Here is a 20781-nt window from a genome sequence, read left to right as displayed (position 1 = left end):
TTCAATTTTATCTCAAAAACTATTTCAAATAAAGAATTTTTTGATTGTCCGTAATCACTCATAATTAATAAAAAGTGTTATATTTGATAAAAAAAAGCGATGAATTTATTCAGTTTTACAGCAAATTTCGGGAGTGAAGAATCTTGTAGACTTCATTTTAAAGAGGAAAGAGATAAAATCGGAGTTCAATGTAAATGCGGATGCAAAGAACATTTTTGGATAAAAAGCAGATGGAGTTATGAGTGTAAAAAATGTAGAAGTAGAATATCATTACGAAGTGGTACGATAATGCAAAGCTCTAATTTGTCATTTTTGATTTGGTACAAAACCATGTTCTTATTAACGGCAACTAAAAAAGGTTTTTCAAGTAAAGAAATTCAAAAACAATTGGGATTGAAGCGATACGAACCGGTTTGGTCTATGGTTCATAAGTTGCGAAAAGCAATGGGCAATAGAGATGCGCGTTATACTTTGGAAGGGATGATTGAATTTGATGAAGGATATTTTACAATTGAATCTACCGAAATAGAACAAGAAAAAGGAATTCGTGGACGTGGTGCTGTTGGTAAATCTAACGTTGCAATTATGGCTGAGTCGACTGTTTTAGAAGATATTGAAACTGGTAAAAAATCAAATCAATGCAGGTATTTTAAAGCAAAAGTTTTGACTGATCACACATCAGAACTGATAAATCAAACAATTCAGGAATCCATTTCGGAAAAAAGTATTCTTTTTACAGACAAAAGCACATCATATATAGATATTGCAGATTACGTGGAAATTCATATTACTGAAAAATCGAATAAAGAAACAACTACGGAAACTTTAAAGTGGGTGCATATTGCAATTAGTAATGCTAAAAGGAATTTTCTAGGAAATTATCATAAAATTAAAGGCAAATATCTTCAACTGTACCTAAATGAGTTCGTCTACAAGCTTAATAGAAGATATTTTGAGGAACAATTATTCGATAGGCTAGTAATAGCAAGTATTACAGGGTTATGACTAAAAACGGACAATCAAAAGAATTTATTCAAATAGTGATACTTTTAATATAATATACTCCAATAATTAAATTTTTAATCTATGAAAACAATAATTTACACCGAAAAAGCTCCCGCACCTATTGGACCTTACAATCAGGCAGTTTTAAAAGGGAACACTTTATATACTTCTGGTCAAATTGCACTACATCCTGAGACTATGGAGTTGGTAATCGATACTATCGAAGCAGAGACCAAGCAAGTAATGGAGAATATGAAAGCCGTGCTTGAAGCAGCAGGAATGACTTTTGAAAACGTTGTAAAAACAACCATTTTCATTATGAATATGAATGATTTTGGAAGTATAAATACAGTTTACGGATCTTATTTTAACGAAAAAACCGCTCCAGCTCGTGAAACGGTTCAAGTGGCTTGCTTGCCAAAAAACGTAAATGTTGAAATATCTATGATTGCAGTGCTATAGCATTCAATAATAACTGTGCCGTTGCTTCATTAGTTGCCAACGGTACATTATGAACATCGCATACCCGTATAAGCATATTAACATCTGCTTCATGAGGATGACTTGAAAGTGGATCTTTGAAAAAGAAAACCATTTGAGTTTTACCTTCAGCTACTCTACCTGCAATTTGCGCATCACCTCCCAAAGGACCAGAAAGCATTCTTTTAGTTTTAAAACCTACTTCTTCAGCTCTCCCGCCAGTTGTTCCTGTTGCTATAAGCTTTATGTTTTCTTGACTTAAAATCTCACGATTCTTTATAAGAAATTTAACAATATCCTCTTTCTTACCGTCATGTGCAATTATAGCTATTTCCATGAAATTATTTATTGGTAATGTGATAAGCAATAAGGCCATCAATTGGTCTTCTTAGAACATTTCCTAATTGAAGTTCATATTTTTCAAAAATTTCTGCTAATTCCTCTTTTAAGTAAAAAGCAATTGAACCTACAAAATGCACAGGAACTTCTTTACAATTTTCGAATTGCTTGATGTAATTTTTAATGAATGATTTCATTGCTTTAAAAATAATTTTTCTGCAAAATTCATGCTCTTTATTTTGAATCAAAAACTTAGCAAAAGTGGCCAAATAAGCATTAGGATTAGGCTCTTTATATAATTTATTTTTAATATAATCCGGTTCAAGATTGTATTCCTTTTCAAAAACATCCGCTAATTCCTTTGGCATTTTATTGAAGTAATATTTTCTAATTAATTCTTTACCAAAAACATTTCCACTACAATCATCCATTACGATATACCCTAATGATTGCACTCTTTGTTCCAATACTTTACCATCAAAATAACTGCAATTTGAACCAGTACCTAATATACTTACAATTGCTTTTTCTCCTTTTGGTGTAGTTGCAAATACTGCAGCATAAGTATCTTCTTCAACAACAACTATTGCATTTGGAAAATAGGATTTAAAAATTTCAGAAAGCATTAGTTTCATTCTATCTGTACCACAACCAGCACCATAGAAAAACAAATGGGTAGCTGTTTTTTTATTTTGCAATAAATCAAAACGGTCATTTATACGCTCAAGTATTTCATCACCATTAAGAATTTCTGGATTCAACCCTAAAGTTTGGGTAGTAAACATCACTTTTCCACTTTCATCTATTGCAATCCAATCTGCTTTAGTAGAACCACTATCAACTATTAATCTCATATTATATGATTTATGGGGTTACAATTTTTTGTTCCGTATTTATATCAATACTTTCACTCATAAAGGTATTAAATTGAACAAAAAAAATAAAATCCCATTAATTTTACTTAATGGGATTTTGTAAAATTAAAATTATTATTTTAATGAAGTAATATGAACAGCTAAGTCAATTAATTTACTTGAATATCCATATTCATTATCATACCAAGAAATGATTTTAAAGAAAGTAGAATTCAAACCAATTCCTGCATTTGCATCAACAATAGATGTTCTTGAATCAGAAACGAAATCTTGAGAAACCACTAAGTCTTCTGTAAATCCTAAAACACCTTTCATTGTAGTTTCAGAAGCTAATTTAAATGCAGCCATAATTTCAGCATAAGTAGTTTCTTTTGCCACTTTTACTGTTAAATCTACTACAGAAACATCAACAGTTGGTACACGCATTGACATACCTGTTAATTTTCCATTCAATTCTGGAATTACTAAACCTACTGCTTTTGCAGCTCCTGTAGAAGATGGGATGATATTACAAGATGCAGCACGTCCACCTCTCCAGTCTTTTCTAGACGGACCATCACAAGTCATTTGAGTTGAAGTAGTAGCATGAACTGTAGTCATCAAAGCCTCAACAATTCCAAAATTATCATTCAATACTTTAGCAATTGGAGCTAAACAGTTTGTTGTACAAGAAGCATTAGAAACAACAGTATCAGTTGCTAAAGCTTTAGTATGATTTACTCCCATAACAAACATTGGAGCATCAGCAGATGGTGCAGAAATAATAACTTTTTTAGCCCCACCAGTAATATGTCCATTAGCTGTTTCAATTGTAGTAAAGAAACCAGTACATTCTGCAACTACATCAGCACCAACTTCATTCCATTTTAAATCTGCTGGATTTCTTTCAGCTGTAACGCGAATATGTTTTCCATTTACATGTAATTGTCCTTCTATTACTTCAACAGATCCATTAAAACGACCGTGAACTGAATCATATTTTAATAAATAAGCCAAATGATCTACATCTAACAAATCATTAATTGCAACAACTTCAACATTATCTCTATTGAAAGATTCTCTAAAAACAATTCTTCCAATTCTACCAAATCCGTTTATTCCTAATTTTACTTTTGACATTGTATTTAATTTAAATTATTTTTTATTTTATTTTTTTTCTATTTTATATAGACATTATATCTGAAACACGAAGTAATTCTTCATCGATTTCACTATGTCCTTTGATCGCTTGTTCTAATGGAGTTAATTCAATTTTATCACATAATAAACCAACCATAAAATTTGATTTTCCATCTAATAAACTCTCTACAGCTTTTACGCCTAAACGGCTTGCTAAAACTCTATCAAAACAAGATGGAGCACCACCTCTTTGCATGTGTCCTAGTACAGAAACACGAACATCGTATTCTGGGAAATTAGATTCCACGTAATCTTTTAATTCAAATACTGTTTTTCCAATTTTATCTCCTTCAGCAATTACCACAATACTAGATGATTTTCCAGCTGCTTTGCTTTTACGTAAAGAATCTAACAATCGATCTAATCCTAAATCTTCTTCTGGTATTAGAATTTCTTCAGCTCCAGCTCCAATTCCTGCATTTAAAGCAATATGTCCTGCATCACGTCCCATAACTTCAATTAGAAATAATCGATTATGAGAACTTGCTGTATCACGTATTTTATCAATTACATCTACAACGGTATTTAATGCGGTATCATATCCTAAAGTATGACTTGTACCAAATATATCATTATCGATTGTTCCTGGAATTCCCATTACAGGAAAATCATACTCTGAATTAAATAACAGAGCTCCTGTAAAAGAACCATCACCACCAATTACTACCAGCGCATCAATACCAGCTTTAACTAAATTTTCATGTGCTTTTTTTCGACCTTCAGGAGTTCTAAACTCCAAAGATCTAGCAGATTTTAAAATAGTTCCACCTTTATTCACTATGTTATTTACTGAACGGGGACCCATTTCTTTAAAATCTCCTTCAATCATTCCTTGATAACCTCTATAAATACCAACACATCCTATGTTATGAAAAGCACATGTTCGTACAACCGAACGAATAGCAGCATTCATTCCTGGAGAATCTCCTCCAGAGGTAAGTACACCTATCTTTTTTATTGTTTTTGACATTTTTTTAAGTATTAAAGTGTAAATTTAGCAAATAACATAGACATTTTAGGGGTGCTTTCTAACATTTTAATAAAATAACCGAAATTCAAACGTTTTCGTTGATAAGTTTTTTTGAATCAAAAAAGTCTATCATTTAATTCATTTTTAAAATAAAAAATAACTTAAAAATGAACTCATTTTACAATTTAAACCTTCTTTTAAAAAGTCATTAATCTAATAAAACAGAAAAGGATACTAATTTAAGTTATAAAGTTAACTAAAATTAACCACAAAACCACAACACTCTAAATATCATATATTTACAACTAATCTTCCTCAGGAAGTACAGCGTCTTGATTTACTTTGGGTTTTTCAGGATTTTTTGTTTTGGATTTTGGAAAATTTATAAAATCAGGGTTCAAATTAGAATCAGAGTTATCTTCTTTGTTATTAGATTTATTTTCTTTAGTCAATTTCCTATTACCAAACATTTTATCCACTAACTCCCTAAAGGTATCAAAATCTATTTCATAAATTATACCTCCTCCTTGCGTATAACCAATATCTTGACCTATGTAATTCAAATCATTTTCTTTGTTGAAAACATGAAAATTAAAAGACCCATCATCATTTACTCTATATTTCACATCAACAGCACCAACAATAGCAGATTCGTTTACTCCACCAAAGGGAACACCAATTTTACCATTTATCGTAATTCTCTCATTCACCTTAGACGAAACAATAGCTTCCACCCTTCCGTCTGTTTGTGAGCTGGGTCTATTATCAGGAGAAACCACATTGATATTCATTTCAAATTTTTCATCATTAGATTGAATAATGCTACCCAACATACTAGATGCCGTTTCGTACATACTAGAAGTTACAGCTTGATTTGAACCATCTTTACTTAAAAAACTACCTGTTGATAGCAAATACAACGCTTGCGTTTGTCTAACATCTTTATCGGCTAATTCTGTTTGCAGTTCAGATTTTAAAACACTAGTAATTGTTGGGAAATCAATCATAAAATCTGGTTCAGGTCGAGTTAAATCTCCTCTTATACCAATAACAACTTCAACATCAACTTTTTTATTTACACTGGAGTTTTCTAATAATAAAGCTGGATTGGCAGATGTTTTATATACAGCTTCAAGATTTAATTGGGCTTTCATTGGATTTCCTTCCCAAATAATCGACCCTCCTTTTTTAACTTTAAATTTTTTATCAATTAATCCGCCATATTTAAAATTATAAGTCCCATCATAAGGCAAGAAATCTCCCCACATATTAAAATTCCCTAAGGTGTTGATTTTAAACAAAAGAGTTCCGTTGCCTCTTCCTTTCATTCCATGTCCTGAATTCCTGTCCAAAATTACTTCTACTTCAGCATTAGGATTGATTTCTAAATCAAAATCCAATTCTAAACCATTATAATTTTTAGTTTTATCAACAATCCCGTTAAATAAATTGAATTTTTCTTTTGGAGTTATAAAATGAATGAAGCTATTCTCACTAACACTTTCTGCATTATTAATTGGAATTTTCAAAGAAGATCCTTTTTCGGATTTAGCATCTACTTTTATCACTAAACCATTTGCTGGTCCTTTTATCGATGCATTTCCATCAATAAATGCAGTCCCAAAATAAGCCGCATCCTCACTATCTTTTGTATCTAACACCAGCAACCTTTTTGAATTTATCAACAAATCCAGTTTCCAATCAGAAAAATTCTTATGCTCTACAACACCATTTAAACTACCTATTGTATTGTATTTTGTATCTATTAAGGTATTGTTTCTAAAAAGAAACTTTTCGTTTGTGAGATCTACAATTGTTTTATCCTTTAAAGCATAATCAACATTTAAGTATGGAATTGCCAATCCTCCATCATTTACATACAAACGACCATTAATATCAGGTTTATTCAAAGACCCACCTATGGATGCATTACCAGAAACTAAACCTCTTATATTTGATATCACATCTCCTCCCAACGAACTTAATGTAGCTAGATTAAAGCGATCAAATTTTAAATTCAAATCGAACAATGTTTCTTTACCTACAATTTCAAAATTTCCATCTGCACTAAATGATTCGGAATCTTTATTTTCAATAGTAGAATACAAAGTGAATTTTTTGAAATTTTCATCCCCTTTTATATCAAAATTTAATTTTCCTAAACTATAATTATTTACATCTAAACTGTCAATAACTAAAGAAGCTGTGGGTTTATAAACGTTTTTATTTTGATTAAAATTTACTGTTCCATTTAGATTTCCATTAATAACAAAACTATCTTGTGCAGACGTTAATGCATTAACATCAAAATTTTTGAAATAAAAATTTATATCTTTATAGGAATTACCTTTAAATCCTCCATTTAGTTTTACTTCTTGATTTTTATTCGAAAGTATAAAATCATCAAGTGTAAATTCGTTTAACTTTTTATCAAATATCAGACGATTATTGGACGAATTTGCTTCATTTAAAAACCACAAACTATTTTTTAATTTAATTTCAGATTTACTAAAACCAATTACATTTTTATTTTCTTTATTAATAGTATGGTATAAATCCAAATTAAAATAATCTGCTCCTTTGGTACCTCCTTTAAATTCGGTTCTAAAAAACAATGTATCTTTTGAGGTTACGTTAATTAGATTAAAATCGCGGATTTTATAATCCTTATATTTTATGGTATCCATTTCAATATAAGCATTGTATAATGGATTCTTATTATCTAAGGAAAATCTAATATTATCAAATAAAACATCGTAAGCCGTTATTTTTGGAGAATTAAAATTAAATCTGAATTCATTGGTATCAGCATTAATATTTCCTTTAACCAATGTATTTTCACTGAGTTTAATTTCAGGAAAAAATACTTCAATGATCTTATTGTAGATTTCAAAATTAAACTTCAAAAATTGCCCTTTTTTTACTTTTACAGGCTTGTAATTAGTATAAAGACTTCCCAATGAATTAGCAACTAAGCCTTTTAATTCAGCATATTTGTATTTCCCCACAACAACACCATTGGCTATATCAGGAGCTGAAATTTTTATCGTACGAATTCTAGAATCATCAAAACTCGAATTTAAATTAATATCATTGAACTGATAGGTATTTGTAGAGTTTACATACGACGCATTATTTGCATATATATTCCCGTACATATCATCAAATGAATTTCCTCGAATATCAACAATTATATCCCCATTAAATTTGGAAATAGTATCTTTTACAAAATTTAATTTATGCAATTCAGCCTTATCAATTTTTATCTGAAAATCGTAATGACTTTCTTTTTTGCTAAGATCAACCAAGCCATCAAAGTTCATTTTTAAATTAGAATCATTTACTTTGACAGCTCCTTTATAAAATGGTAATTTAAAATTTCCATCTAAAGTTATATTTTTATAATTATACCCATTATAAGCAAAATTTGACACCAGCCCTTGTATTGATGTATCTAAATCTTTGACAGAAAATCCTTTACCATCGATATCGACATTTAAACTAACTTTTGTCAAATCCTTGTTATCTAACAAGTTTCCAACATTAAAATCATTCAAAACAACATAACCTTTATAAGCTGCTTTATCACTTTGATCCATATTAGCTATGGTAAATTTTGATTTTACAAGACCCAAATCTGTATTTGCAGCAAGATTAGCTCGAATTGAAGTTGTCGTAAGTTGAGTATTTCCTATTAACGATACATCTCCAAACTTTTTAAGAATTATTGGTAATCTCTTACCTAAAATATTAGGCAAAATGCGAACTAAAGCTTCGTAATTAGTGGTTAATTTATCAAATTTACCATTCATGTAAAATTCCTGAGTTTTATCCCCTAAAATATTTTTGAAATTAATAAAACCCATTAATTGAGTTCCTTTATTATCTTTTAGATTTAAATCCAGAAACTTCAAATTGTTCAAAGTACCTGTTATATGAGATTTAAGATTAAAATATTGATGTTTACCCAACTCATTATAAAAACAACGAATATCATTTGAAGCTAATTTTGATTTTTTTATTTTGAAATCAAACTCTACTTTATTTACAAAATCAGAGAAATCCTCAATTACATAATTTAAAGCTGCATATCCTTTGACACTAGATTCTTTGGTTTCAATCTCCATTTTATCTAATATCATGTGTTGTTGCGTAAAACTGTAATTACCTTTTAAACTCTTTACATACAAACCTCTATGATCCAAAAAAGACATTTTTTGAATATTGGCATACACTTCGGGTCCATAAACTTTAAAATTGGAAACTAAAATATTTAGTTTTGTAAAATCAACAGATTTTGGTGTTTCGTGATTTTCATCAGTCAAAATAAATCTACCGTTAGATAAATCAATACTGGTAGCGGTCAACAAAAAATGTTTTTTAGAAGGAACTTTACTTTTGCCAAAAGCATCAATAAAATAATCTAAATTGGTTTTCTTTTCTTTTTTGTAGGTCTTTAAGTTAAACAAAACGCCATTCATTGCTAAATCACCAAAAATCAGATCACCATCTAATATTTTTTTGGCTCCCAAAATAGAAGTATTTATTGTTTTGACAGAAATCAAAGTGTCTTTATGATGGTCAATTATCAATACTTTTTTTAACTTAACGCCACCAAAAAGCGTTAGTTGAACTTCATCAATTTCCAAATGAATGCCATAGTCTTTGCTGATGCTCTTCATGAAATACTGTGCTACAGCTGTTTGAACAATAGGCAAAGTAATCGCTATGAAAAATACTAGTAAAAGTAATATTAATCCAAGTAAGGTGCGGAATACTATTTTTTTAATCTTTTTGATAAGTATCGTTTTTATTTTTTTGTACAAATAAATAATTTGCCTTTAGAAATGGTAAAACCTTAATTAAAAATCTTTAATTTTGGCACAGCTGTAAAAATACTATTTTTATAGTAATCCATCAAATATACTTCAAAAATCATCTGTTGATATGCAAATTAAAGAGGTTTTCATCCTTGCCATAGAAAGTTCATGTGATGATACTGCTGCTGCCGTATTATGTAACGACAAAGTTTTGTCAAATGTTGTTGCCAATCAATTAATCCACAACCAATATGGTGGTGTAGTTCCAGAACTTGCGTCTCGTGCTCATCAGCAAAACATTGTTCCTGTAATTGAAGCGGCATTAAAAAAAGCAAACATCAAAAAAGAGCAATTATCAGCTATTGCATTTACACAAGGTCCTGGACTAATGGGATCACTTCTTGTTGGAAGTTCATTTGCTAAATCAATGGCGTTGGCATTAGATATCCCACTAATCGCAGTTAACCACATGCATGCCCATATTTTGGCTCATTTTATTTCGGAAGAAGGATTTGACAAACCAACTTTTCCTTTTCTAGCCTTAACTATCAGCGGTGGACATACGCAAATTGTACGAGTAAATGATTTTTTTGATTTAACTATTATCGGAGAAACTACAGATGATGCAGTTGGAGAAGCCTTTGATAAAAGTGCCAAAATACTAGGACTTCCATACCCTGGTGGACCTTTGGTTGATAAATATGCCCAATTAGGGAATCCAAAAGCATTTCCTTTTACAAAGCCAAAAGTTCCAGGTTTAGATTTCAGTTTTTCGGGTTTAAAAACAGCAATTTTATATTTTATTCAAAAGAAAAAGATAGAGAACCCTCAATTTATTGAAGAAAATTTAAATGATATTTGTGCTTCTATCCAACATACAATTATAGAAATTTTGATGGATAAATTAAAAATAGCCGTCAAGGAAACAGGTATAAAGCAAATCGCGATTGGCGGAGGTGTATCTGCAAATTCTGGAATTAGAAACACATTAAAAGCTACTGAAGAAAAATACGGTTGGAAAACTTTTATCCCTAAATTTGAATACACCACTGATAATGCTGCAATGATTGGAATTGTAGGTTATCAAAAGTACTTATCACAAAAATTTGAAACAGCAACAGTTGTTTCTAAAGCACGAATTCAATTCTAAACTATGCAATTATTTTATAACCCTAACATAAACGAATCCACAGAAACTTTTTCTTTTGATAAAGAAGAAAGTAAACATATAATTAAAGTATTACGAAAAAAAGATACCGATATATTATTTGTAACCAATGGATTAGGACTTTTATTTAAAACTGAAATTACATTAGCATCTGACAGTAAGTGCACGGTACAAATTTTATCTTTTGAGAAAACGCTAACACCAAAACACAAATTACACCTTGCGGTTGCACCCACAAAAATGAATGATCGATATGAATGGTTTCTTGAAAAGGCTACTGAAATTGGCATACATGAAATCACTCCAGTTTTTTGTGATCGCTCCGAAAGGAAAGTCATAAATCCTGAAAGATTTGAAAAGATTATCCTTTCTGCAATGAAACAATGCAATCAGATGTATTTACCTAAATTAAATCCTGCAATTTCATTGAAAGAATTTTTAAAAAAAGAAGATACAGGGACACTATTAATTGCCCATTGTGAAGAAACCAATAAGAAATCACTTAAATCTATTCTACAACCCAATACTGATTACACGATTTTAATAGGACCAGAAGGTGATTTCTCAAATAAAGAAATAGAATTGGCACTTGATAAAAATTATATCCCAGTTTCTTTAGGTGAAACAAGATTACGTACAGAAACAGCTGCAATTGTAGCTTGCCACTCTGTTGTTTTTATCAATGAGAATTAAATTAAAAAAAACTTATCAGTATAAACCATTATGAAAAAAACAATATTTTTAATTCTATTGTTTGCTACTTCAAGCTGTTTCGCACAAGAAATTGCTTTGCTTAAGTATAATGGTGGCGGTGACTGGTATGCAAACCCAACCTCATTACCAAATTTAATTAAATTTTGTAACGCTACAATTAATACAAAATTAAAATCAAAACCTAGAACTGTAGAGCCAAGTAGTCCAGATTTACTCTCCTACCCTTTTATTCATATGACTGGACATGGGAATGTTGTCTTTAACGATGCAGAATTAATTAATTTAAGAAATTATTTGCTGGCAGGCGGCTTTTTACATATCGATGATAATTATGGCATGGATGAATATATTAGAAAGGAAATAAAGAAAATTTTTCCTAATGATAATTTAATTGAGATTCCATCAAACCATGTTCTTTTTCAGAAGCCTTTTATTTTCAACAATGGATTACCAAAAATCCATGAGCATGATGGAAAAAGACCCCAAGCATTTGGTATATTCATTAAAGGAAAATTAGTTTTACTATACACATATGAATGTGATCTTGGAGATGGTTGGGAAGATTCTGAAGTACATAATGACCCCTATGAAGTTAGAGAGAAAGCTTTAAAGATGGGTGCCAATATTATTAATTATATTTTCACGAATTGACCTTTTACAACATTCTAAATCATTTATATAATTCATATTCAATACTTTTATATTGTAAACTATTTTAAACATTGCTCTTCTGTAATTTTTTTAACAAGATTTAAATTACTTATATTTGATTATTTTTTAAAAAATTCAAAACATAACTATTATTTATTAGGTTTTTAGCTACGTAATTTCCCCTAAATTACTATGTCTCAAGTCAATAAAACCGATAATTTTAACAAATAAAGAAAAAATAAAGTTACTAATATTAGAAATAATAAAGCTTTTGTTATAAAATTGTAAAATAATTAACCAAACAAACTTTTATTTAACAAATTTATTAGTATTATGAAAAAATTGATTTTATCAGCAACTGTATGTTTTATGTTGTTTTCATGTCAAAACGAACAAACTGAATTAACAACTGATGCTACAAATGCTATTACCCAAAGAACTTGTGCCTCACAAGATGTTTTAGAAGCACAAATGAAAGCTGATCCAACATTAGCCATTAGAATGAATCAAATAGAAGCATTTACTCAAAATGCATTATTGACAAAACGATTAGTTAATGGAAAAGTTGAAATTCCAGTTGTTGTCAATGTTTTATACAGAACTACTGCTGAAAATATTTCAGCAACGCAAATTCAATCACAAATTGATGTGCTAAATAAAGATTTTAATGCTTTAAATTCTGATTACAACTCAGTACCAGCACTTTTTTCAGGTGTAAAAGCTAATGTAGGAATTACATTTGTATTGGATCAAGTAATTAGAAAATCGACTACTAAGACATCTTGGGGAACTACTGATGCCATGAAAAAAACGAGTAAAGGTGGTCTAGCACCAACATCTCCGACAACTAAACTTAATTTATGGGTTTGCACAATTGGAGGAGGAATTCTTGGATATGCTCAATTTCCTGGGGGTGCATCTGCAACAGATGGTGTAGCTATCGATTCAAAATATTTCGGATTATCTGGATCTGCAAATGCTCCTTATAATTTAGGTAGAACAGCAACTCATGAAGTAGGACACTGGATGAATTTGAGACACATTTGGGGAGATGCAAATTGTGGAAGTGATTTAGTATCTGACACTCCTACACATAATGATGCAAATTATGGTGTTCCAACTTACCCACATTATAGCACTTGTACAGGTACTCCTGTAGAAATGACAATGAATTATATGGATTATACTGATGACAATGCTATGTATATGTTCTCTACTGGTCAAAAAAGCAGAATGTCTGCCATATTTGTTTCAGGTGGAGCAAGAGCTGCTTTTGGAGTATAATTTAATTTGTTATTCCTTTTTAAAACTCGCTACTTGTTAGCGAGTTTTTTTATCTTTATAACCTAAAATAAAGACATGATATCATCAAAAATTATTGCTAATGGAATTTTAAGAGCTATTGCCACTTTGGTTTTAGTACTAGCTTTACTATATTTTCTATTTCAAATTCAAAATGTATTAATTTATTTAATTGTTTCCTTAATTCTAACTTTGATTGGGATACCAATTCTTGATTTTCTAAAAAAAAGATTAAAATTCAGACATACAATTGCAGCCATTTTTGTTTTAACATTTTATGTTTTAATTATATTTGGATTTATAATGCTCTTCATTCCCTTAATTATTTCACAAGGTCAAAACTTATCCCTTCTGAACACAGCTGAAATTGAAAGAAATAGTCTGGAATTAATCAAACAAATCAATTCTTTTCTAGAACAACACCATATTGATTCTTCGGCAATATTTGATGGTAAAAACTTTAAATCAATATTTAATTTCAATTTAATTCCCAACTTTTTAAACACTGTAATAGGAACAATTAGTAATTTTGGAATGGGATTGGGATCTGTACTATTTATTACATTTTTCTTTCTTAAGGACAAGTCAATATTTTTGAACGGTGCAAAACTACTGATTCCTGACTCACACGAAGAAAAAATTTTAAATTCATTAAATAAAATAAACCTCTTATTATCTAGATATTTTATTGGATTACTTTTGCAATTACTCATTGTCTTCATTCTTTATATTATTGTTTTATCAATTTTTGGAATACCCAATATTTTTGTGATCGCATTTTTGTGTGCAGTCCTTAATATTATTCCATATATCGGGCCATTAATAGCTTCAATTTTAGCGGCCGTTTTAACCATGATTAGCAATTTAGGTTCCGATTTTCAAAGTGAAATTTTACCAACAACCATTTATGTTTTAATAGGTTTTTGGATCGTTCAGGTAATAGACAATAACCTATCACAACCTATCATTTTTTCTAAAAGTGTAAGTTCTCATCCATTAGAAATATTTTTGGTAATCTTGATTGCAGGTTTCTCCTTTGGTATTTTAGGCATGATCATTGCGGTTCCTTTATATACAATTATCAAAGTAATCGTTAAAGAGTTCTTCCCAGACAATAAGTTCATTCAACTGATAACAAAAAACATATAACATTGAATTTAGACATTTTAGAACCTAAAATACAAGCGTTTATAGAATTAAATATTGGAGTTGAAGTTTCAAAATTGGCACTTCAAAAAAATCCATTTCCTAGTGTAGAATGGATTTCTATTTTAAATCAAATTTCAGCAAAATCAAAAGCTAAAGATAAACTTCCAACTTGGTTTTTGACCCCAAATATTATTTACCCCAATAAAATTTCTGTAGAACAAACATCTTCAGAAAAAACAGCGCTATACAAAGCCAGTATCGTTTCAGGTGAAAATTTAATCGACCTAACGGGAGGTTTTGGTGTAGACGACTATTATTTTTCAAAAAAAATAAAAAATGTAGTCCATTGTGAAATCAATGAAGAATTATCGAATATTGTACAGCACAATGTTAAACAATTAAATATAGCTAATATCAATTGTTTAGCCGGAGACAGTTATGATACATTGACCAAAATAAACATTAATTGGGACTGGATTTACATAGATCCATCAAGAAGAAATGATGTCAAGGGAAAAGTTTTCATGCTAAAAGACTGCCTTCCAAATGTACCTGAAAATTTAGAATTCTATTTTAAAAAAAGTAATTCTATTTTAATAAAAACAGCTCCAATACTCGATATTTCGGCAGGAATAAATGAACTTGACTATATTAAAAAAATACATATCATAGCAATTGAGAATGAAGTAAAAGAACTTTTATGGGAATTACATAAAAACTACAAAGGCAATATTACCATAAAAACAATAAATCAAACAAAAGATACGAAAGAAACATTTGATTTTATACTAAACGAAAACACTACTTTATCTTCTTATAATTTTCCAGAAAAATATCTGTATGAGCCCAATAGTGCTATCATGAAATCGGGAGGTTTTGATGAAGTAGGACTCTTCTATAAATTGAATAAGTTGCATAAACACTCCCATTTATATACCTCGAAAGATTTGAAAAATTTTCCAGGTAGAGTTTTTGAAATAAAGAATAGCTTTTTTTATACTAAAACCAACATGAAACTATATTTGGAAAATAAAAAGGCTAATATTACAACTCGAAATTTTTCTGATTCAGTTGATCATATTCGAAAAAAATGGAAAATAAAAGATGGAGGAAATGAATATTGTTTTTTCACAACAGATGTAAATGATAATAAAATTGTTTTAATTTGCAGCAAAAAATAAAAAAAATGAAACAATTACTTTTACTTGCTTTTTGCATTTCAAGTTTAAACCTATTTGCCCAAAAAAATTGTGAATATTCAACGAATGTCACTGATTCTATAGGCACCTATAAAGCAACTAAAGAATATTTGATAAATGAAAAAGTTTTTGCCGGAAACTCAAATTACATATTTTATTTTTTAGCATTAACTGATGGAATCCCGACCCTAAATGTTCAATTTATACAAAAAAGTAAAGATTTCATGAAGGCGACATGTTTTGATAAAAATTCAAAAATATATTTACAACTTCAAAATGGAAAAATAGTTACATTAATTCATATTGATCAAGAAAATTGTGGTTCAATGGTACGAGATGATAAAGGATTTGACAATAGAATTAAAACTGGAATCTTTATGTTTACAAAAGAAAATTATGAAGATCTAAAAACTATACCTGTAACATTAATGCGAATAAAATCCTTGACAGAAGCAGAAGATTATATAATTAAAAAAGAATTCACAGCAGAACTGGACGGAAAAGTTTACCATCCTGAGAATTATTTTATAGATAATATGCGCTGTATAGAATAAACTAATTCATTTTATATAAAAAAAAACATTTTCAAAAGATAACTAATCCATTTGAAAATGTTTTTTTATGCTGTAAATTGTTCCTGATTTTCATTATGTTTATCAATATTGAAAACATAATTCTTAACATTTTTTACTACGATAGGCATCAAAACACCTACTACTACTACTTCGATAAATGTAATTCCTGATTTATTTTCTGGGCCAATGCATTTAAAAAAACTATTTTGCAATATCCTTTTCATCTTCAATATGTATTATTCTTTAATATGGTTGGATAATGAAATATCAACTTTTCATAATGATGATGTCAATTCCACATTTTAACCAAATCAAAAAATTGAATTCAAAAGCAACTTTTAAGCGTACTATTATATTCAATATGGGGGTTACTGATTTTTTAACTTCAAACCATTGTTTTTAAATGATTTATGGCGCAAAAGTAAATATATAAAACAATAAAAACACAATTTTATCGATGAAATGCGTATTTTTACGCATTTTTAAAGTATTAACCTACATAAAAGCTAACATTCAAGCTTTAAGTTACTTAGTATTTATATTTTTTTTCACAAAAAAATCATTTAAAATAAACACAACTGCAACTTCCTAAGTATAAGAAAACAAGAAAAAAGAAATCTTTATTTAAAATAAAACAACTAATAATGGTGTTTAAAATTAAAAACAAACGTATATCAATTGCAATTCCATTTAAAATTAGAGACGGTATCATTCAATCCTGCTTTCAAATTATAATGCCACCATTCAGAATCAAATGAATTAAAATGAGATTTTTTCATTATTTTTCTTAATTGATTTCTATTGTACTTTATAGTTGAAGAAAATTCAGGATAATCATGACTGGCTTCTTTTCCAAAGAAATCAAAAGTTGTCCCCATATCCAATTCATTTCTATTAATATCAACTAAAGTTATATCTACAGCACCTCCTCTATTATGAATAGAACCTTTACTCGGATTTGCTACATATTGGGGATTTGGAACAATCGCCCACATTCTTTTTTGAATATCTAAGGGGCGATAACAATCAAAAATCTTTATTTTCAAACCACTTTTCATAAATCTACGATTTGCCTCAATCAATGCTTTTACAGTTTTATAACGCAAATAACATTCGGCACAATCATACACTTTAGATTTTAGAAAATTATCATCGGTAGCATATTTCATATCATAAACAAAATCTTGACTGTAATCTTTTAAATTAACAAATGTTGTATCATTGATATCCGTCTTAGATTTAGAAATATTCAAAATAGTTTGAGAAAAACAGCTTATTGCACTTGACAGAAAAATGAAAACCAAGAAATTTTTAAAATAGGGGATCATATTAATTAAATTTTCATAAAAATAGCAAAATAAAAAGTAATGAATAAAAAGCGACTAAATTAGTAAAGATTTTTAAAGGATTTTATCAGTATTGATGATTCATCTTTTTTTTCAACTCTAAAAAATACGCAATTAAATATTAAAGATAACAGATTATATATTAATGTTTTAAAATTAAAATAAATACTCTTTTTTTTATTTATATAACTGATTAAACTTAAAATTGTCTGTTTTTTTTGTACTTTTAATAGTCCCAAATTTAAAATAATTCCTATTGATTTAATAGCAAGATATAAATAAATGCAAGTATTATTAAATAATATTTAGACTAAAATTACTTCGCTTTTTTTGAATTATTTTATAAAAAACTAACTATACCCAAACATAATATACAGAATGCCTCAAAGAATCTAACATGCATAATGAAAGCCTATTATTCATTTCATTTGAATTAATTTATAAAGATTATAAGTAATATTTTAACAACTTAAATTAATAGACATGAATATTAATAAAGTTTTAATAGAACGATTATTATCAGAAGCTGGAATTACTATTGATGGGAAAGAATCATTTGACATTCGCATAAAAAATTCAAAATTTTACGAACGTGTATTACGTGATGGATCAATTGGATTAGGAGAAAGTTATATGGAAGGCTGGTGGGAATGTGATGCTCTAGATGATTTTTTCTGTCAACTTTTTTTGAAACAGATTGAAAAAAAATTCTCTGATAATTTTAGTCTTAAGTTGCAAATTTTTAAGGCTAAACTATTCAATCTTCAAACCAAATCAAAAAGCCAATGTGCAATTGAGAGCCATTATGACATTGGCAATGATTTATATAGTAAAATGCTTGATCCATTAATGATGTACTCCTGTGGCTATTGGAAAAATGCAACAACTTTGGAAGAAGCGCAAGAACAAAAACTAAAACTGATATGTGAAAAATTGCATCTTAAACCTGGACAAAAAGTGCTTGATATTGGATGTGGATGGGGTGGATTTGCCTATTACGCAGCAAAAAACTATAAAGTAAATGTTGTTGGAATTACCATATCAAAAGAACAACATGAATTAGCAAAAAAACGTTGCATTGGGCTGAATGTTGAGATTCGCTTTCAAGATTATAGGGATATTGATGAACAATTTGATCGTATCGTTTCTATTGGAATGCTTGAACATGTGGGCCACAAAAACTACACTACTTTTATGGAAACTATAAATAAAAACCTGAATGATACCGGCATATGTTTGCTACATTTCATCGGAGGAAATGAAACCAATCTTGCATTAGATAGTTGGATCAATAAATATATTTTCCCTAATGGATTAATTCCTTCATTGGCACAGATAGGTAAAGCGATGGAAAACCAGTTGATCATCGAGGATCTTCACAATATTGGTATCCACTATGATAAAACCCTCATGGCTTGGTATATGAATTTTAAAAACTCTTGGAATGAAATCAAAGAAAATTATAACAATACTTTCTATTTAAAGTGGATGTTTTATCTTATGTATTCAGCTGCATCCTTCCGTTCTAGACGCCTAAGCCTCTGGCAAATTGTCATTAGAAAGCCGGGTCTTCTTGTGGAATATGAAAGTGTACGTTTTTGATTTTTTTAATGATTATACAGAAATAACTAAACTTTTTACGATCACAGATTAATAACATTTACTACGTAATCAAATCAATTATGTAAACTAACAATTATAACTTCATCCACTTTTAAAAGATAAAAAAAGAAATATATTCAATAAATTTCTTTTATAAAATTTTATATTTAGACAAAAAAATAAAGGAAAAATCTAAATCTGATATGTTATATAATCATTACTACCTTTTAATATTTATCTACCTCCGAATAATTTTTAGGCACATCAGCATACTCTAAGATTTGCTTCCAATATTCCACAAGACTTTCCGGTCTTGGTCTCCAATCAGGATCTGCAATGTTTTCTTTGGCTGCTTGCCAATTCTTTTCTGTAACAAAAGAGAAATCAATATCACAACCTGAAAGTTTATTCATGGGTTTTAAAAATACATACCCATCAGTAATGTCTTCTAAAGCTAAGTTTGCATGCCCTATGGAATAATAACTGTCATCAGGCAACTTCCCTAATGGGGTATTAATTACATCAAAACCTATAGGTATATTATTCAATTTTCGCATTATAGTTTCAATTGCACCATTCGCAGGAGAAATTAATAATGGCTTAGTATCAGGTCTATTCATGAATGGTTTATGTAATAAGATAGTATATACATTCTGTGGATATTTAGCATATAAAATGTTCCCAAAATAACCATTTTCCAATCGTACAAAATCCATTCCCAAAAAATCATACACTGGAAATCTATACTTTGTAAAAGCATGAATATCTCCGGTAAGAATTAAAATCTTTTCTCCTTTCTTTATAATTTCTTTCTCAACAATTCCAAATCTATATACTTCTGTATTTCCTTTGTAAAATACTTTCTTCATCTTTTCTGGAGTTCGGTAACCTGAAAAAGAAGACCAATTGTATCGATAACTTAAATTTAAAATACGAAATTTCTTTGCTGAAATAGGTATTGTTTTATTAAAAGCCCATACTGCTTGATAAACATCCGTATATCCTTTAAAAGCCCAACCTGAATTATAATTGAACATCAATTTTCGGGCTATATCTTCGTTATATTCTGGTGCCAAAAGTAAAGAATCAAGTGTCTTTTGATTTTCGCTGGCTCCAAATTCCATCCCAATTGTATAAACTCCTTTATTATATAAAAAAGGAACCAAACTTTTTACCAATTCTAAATTCTCCTTAACCCTATGTTCTTCGGACAAAAGGACTATATCTTTTGTTCTAAATTTAGAAGCAATATATTCTTCAGGGGACATTTTGTTTGCTGACAAATATCGAATTGAAGTTTCTATAATTTCCGATTGTGAAAACGAAAAAATCGGAACTAATATAAAAATAAACAGAAATATTTTTTTTGGCATAATAAAAATTTTCTTTTAAAATTAATAAAACTTT

Annotated in this window: 18 protein-coding genes; 10 read left to right on the top strand and 8 right to left on the bottom strand. The window is 29.2% G+C overall.

Annotated features, from left to right (window positions below):
• The first annotated feature begins 99 nt into the window (after nt 1-99).
• Both OZP06_RS15580 and OZP06_RS15575 read left to right on the top strand, forming a co-directional pair.
• A complete protein-coding gene (locus OZP06_RS15580; protein ID WP_269222159.1) occupies nt 100-1005 on the top strand; it encodes an IS1595 family transposase in 906 nt (301 codons plus the stop codon).
• A gap of 81 nt (nt 1006-1086) precedes the next feature.
• Nucleotides 1087-1467 (top strand): RidA family protein, encoded by a 381-nt coding sequence (locus OZP06_RS15575; RefSeq protein ID WP_269222681.1) that lies wholly within the window; start codon nt 1087-1089, stop codon nt 1465-1467.
• On the opposite strand, the gene OZP06_RS15570 is transcribed toward OZP06_RS15575, so the two are convergent.
• The 5 genes from OZP06_RS15570 to OZP06_RS15550 all read right to left on the bottom strand — a co-directional run bounded on the left by OZP06_RS15570 (nt 1448) and on the right by OZP06_RS15550 (nt 9674).
• Nucleotides 1448-1822 (bottom strand): methylglyoxal synthase, encoded by a 375-nt coding sequence (locus OZP06_RS15570; protein WP_269222680.1) that lies wholly within the window; start codon nt 1820-1822, stop codon nt 1448-1450. The genes OZP06_RS15575 and OZP06_RS15570 overlap by 20 nt on opposite strands.
• Before the next feature lie 4 nt (nt 1823-1826).
• On the bottom strand, nt 1827-2678 hold the full coding sequence (locus OZP06_RS15565; RefSeq protein ID WP_269222679.1) for an N-acetylglucosamine kinase: 852 nt from the start codon (nt 2676-2678) through the stop codon (nt 1827-1829).
• 135 nt (nt 2679-2813) lie between these two features.
• Nucleotides 2814-3818: a type I glyceraldehyde-3-phosphate dehydrogenase gene (gap, locus tag OZP06_RS15560; protein WP_269222678.1), complete on the bottom strand. Its 1005-nt coding sequence runs from the start codon at nt 3816-3818 to the stop codon at nt 2814-2816.
• 43 nt (nt 3819-3861) lie between these two features.
• Nucleotides 3862-4848, bottom strand: coding sequence for a 6-phosphofructokinase (gene pfkA, locus OZP06_RS15555; RefSeq protein WP_269222677.1), 987 nt, complete (start codon nt 4846-4848; stop codon nt 3862-3864).
• A 305-nt stretch (nt 4849-5153) separates the two neighbouring features.
• Nucleotides 5154-9674: a translocation/assembly module TamB domain-containing protein gene (locus OZP06_RS15550; RefSeq protein ID WP_281323946.1), complete on the bottom strand. Its 4521-nt coding sequence runs from the start codon at nt 9672-9674 to the stop codon at nt 5154-5156.
• Nucleotides 9675-9795: 121 nt separating this feature from the next.
• Here OZP06_RS15550 and tsaD point away from each other — a divergent pair, with 121 nt between their 5' ends.
• The 7 genes from tsaD (at nt 9796) to OZP06_RS15515 (ending at nt 16405) form a co-directional block, all read left to right on the top strand.
• Nucleotides 9796-10818, top strand: coding sequence for a tRNA (adenosine(37)-N6)-threonylcarbamoyltransferase complex transferase subunit TsaD (tsaD, locus tag OZP06_RS15545; RefSeq protein WP_269222675.1), 1023 nt, complete (start codon nt 9796-9798; stop codon nt 10816-10818).
• Between the two features lie 3 nt (nt 10819-10821).
• A complete protein-coding gene (locus tag OZP06_RS15540) occupies nt 10822-11529 on the top strand; it encodes a 16S rRNA (uracil(1498)-N(3))-methyltransferase (protein ID WP_269222674.1) in 708 nt (235 codons plus the stop codon).
• Between the two features lie 30 nt (nt 11530-11559).
• Complete coding sequence (locus OZP06_RS15535) at nt 11560-12201, top strand: DUF4159 domain-containing protein (protein WP_269222673.1); 642 nt, start codon at nt 11560-11562, stop codon at nt 12199-12201.
• A 333-nt stretch (nt 12202-12534) separates the two neighbouring features.
• A complete protein-coding gene (locus OZP06_RS15530) occupies nt 12535-13485 on the top strand; it encodes a zinc metalloprotease (protein ID WP_269222672.1) in 951 nt (316 codons plus the stop codon).
• Nucleotides 13486-13560: 75 nt separating this feature from the next.
• Entirely contained in the window at nt 13561-14652 is a 1092-nt protein-coding gene (locus tag OZP06_RS15525; protein WP_281323945.1) for an AI-2E family transporter, read from the top strand.
• Between the two features lie 2 nt (nt 14653-14654).
• Nucleotides 14655-15833 carry a class I SAM-dependent methyltransferase gene (locus OZP06_RS15520; RefSeq protein ID WP_269222671.1) on the top strand — a complete coding sequence of 393 codons (1179 nt, stop codon included), beginning with the start codon at nt 14655-14657 and terminating at the stop codon, nt 15831-15833.
• A 5-nt stretch (nt 15834-15838) separates the two neighbouring features.
• Entirely contained in the window at nt 15839-16405 is a 567-nt protein-coding gene (locus OZP06_RS15515; RefSeq protein WP_269222670.1) for a hypothetical protein, read from the top strand.
• 65 nt (nt 16406-16470) lie between these two features.
• On the opposite strand, the gene OZP06_RS15510 is transcribed toward OZP06_RS15515, so the two are convergent.
• On the bottom strand, nt 16471-16650 hold the full coding sequence (locus OZP06_RS15510) for a hypothetical protein (protein ID WP_269222669.1): 180 nt from the start codon (nt 16648-16650) through the stop codon (nt 16471-16473).
• A 450-nt stretch (nt 16651-17100) separates the two neighbouring features.
• Nucleotides 17101-17754, bottom strand: a complete 654-nt coding sequence (locus OZP06_RS15505) for a M15 family metallopeptidase (RefSeq protein WP_281323944.1) — start codon at nt 17752-17754, stop codon at nt 17101-17103.
• A gap of 501 nt (nt 17755-18255) precedes the next feature.
• On the opposite strand from OZP06_RS15505, the gene cfa reads away from it, so the two are divergent.
• Nucleotides 18256-19374 (top strand): cyclopropane fatty acyl phospholipid synthase, encoded by a 1119-nt coding sequence (gene cfa, locus OZP06_RS15500; RefSeq protein ID WP_269222667.1) that lies wholly within the window; start codon nt 18256-18258, stop codon nt 19372-19374.
• Nucleotides 19375-19601: 227 nt separating this feature from the next.
• Here the strand turns inward: cfa and OZP06_RS15495 are convergent, their stop codons facing one another.
• The gene (locus tag OZP06_RS15495) at nt 19602-20747 is read right to left on the bottom strand and encodes a hypothetical protein (protein WP_269222666.1); all 1146 of its coding nucleotides are present in this window, start codon (nt 20745-20747) and stop codon (nt 19602-19604) included.
• Nucleotides 20748-20781: the final 34 nt, after the last annotated feature.

The organism is Flavobacterium sp. IMCC34518, from assembly GCF_027111095.2.
Taxonomy (GTDB): domain Bacteria; phylum Bacteroidota; class Bacteroidia; order Flavobacteriales; family Flavobacteriaceae; genus Flavobacterium; species Flavobacterium praedii.
The sequence above is the reverse complement of the archived record's forward strand: the minus strand, read 5'-3'. Positions and strand labels throughout refer to the sequence as shown.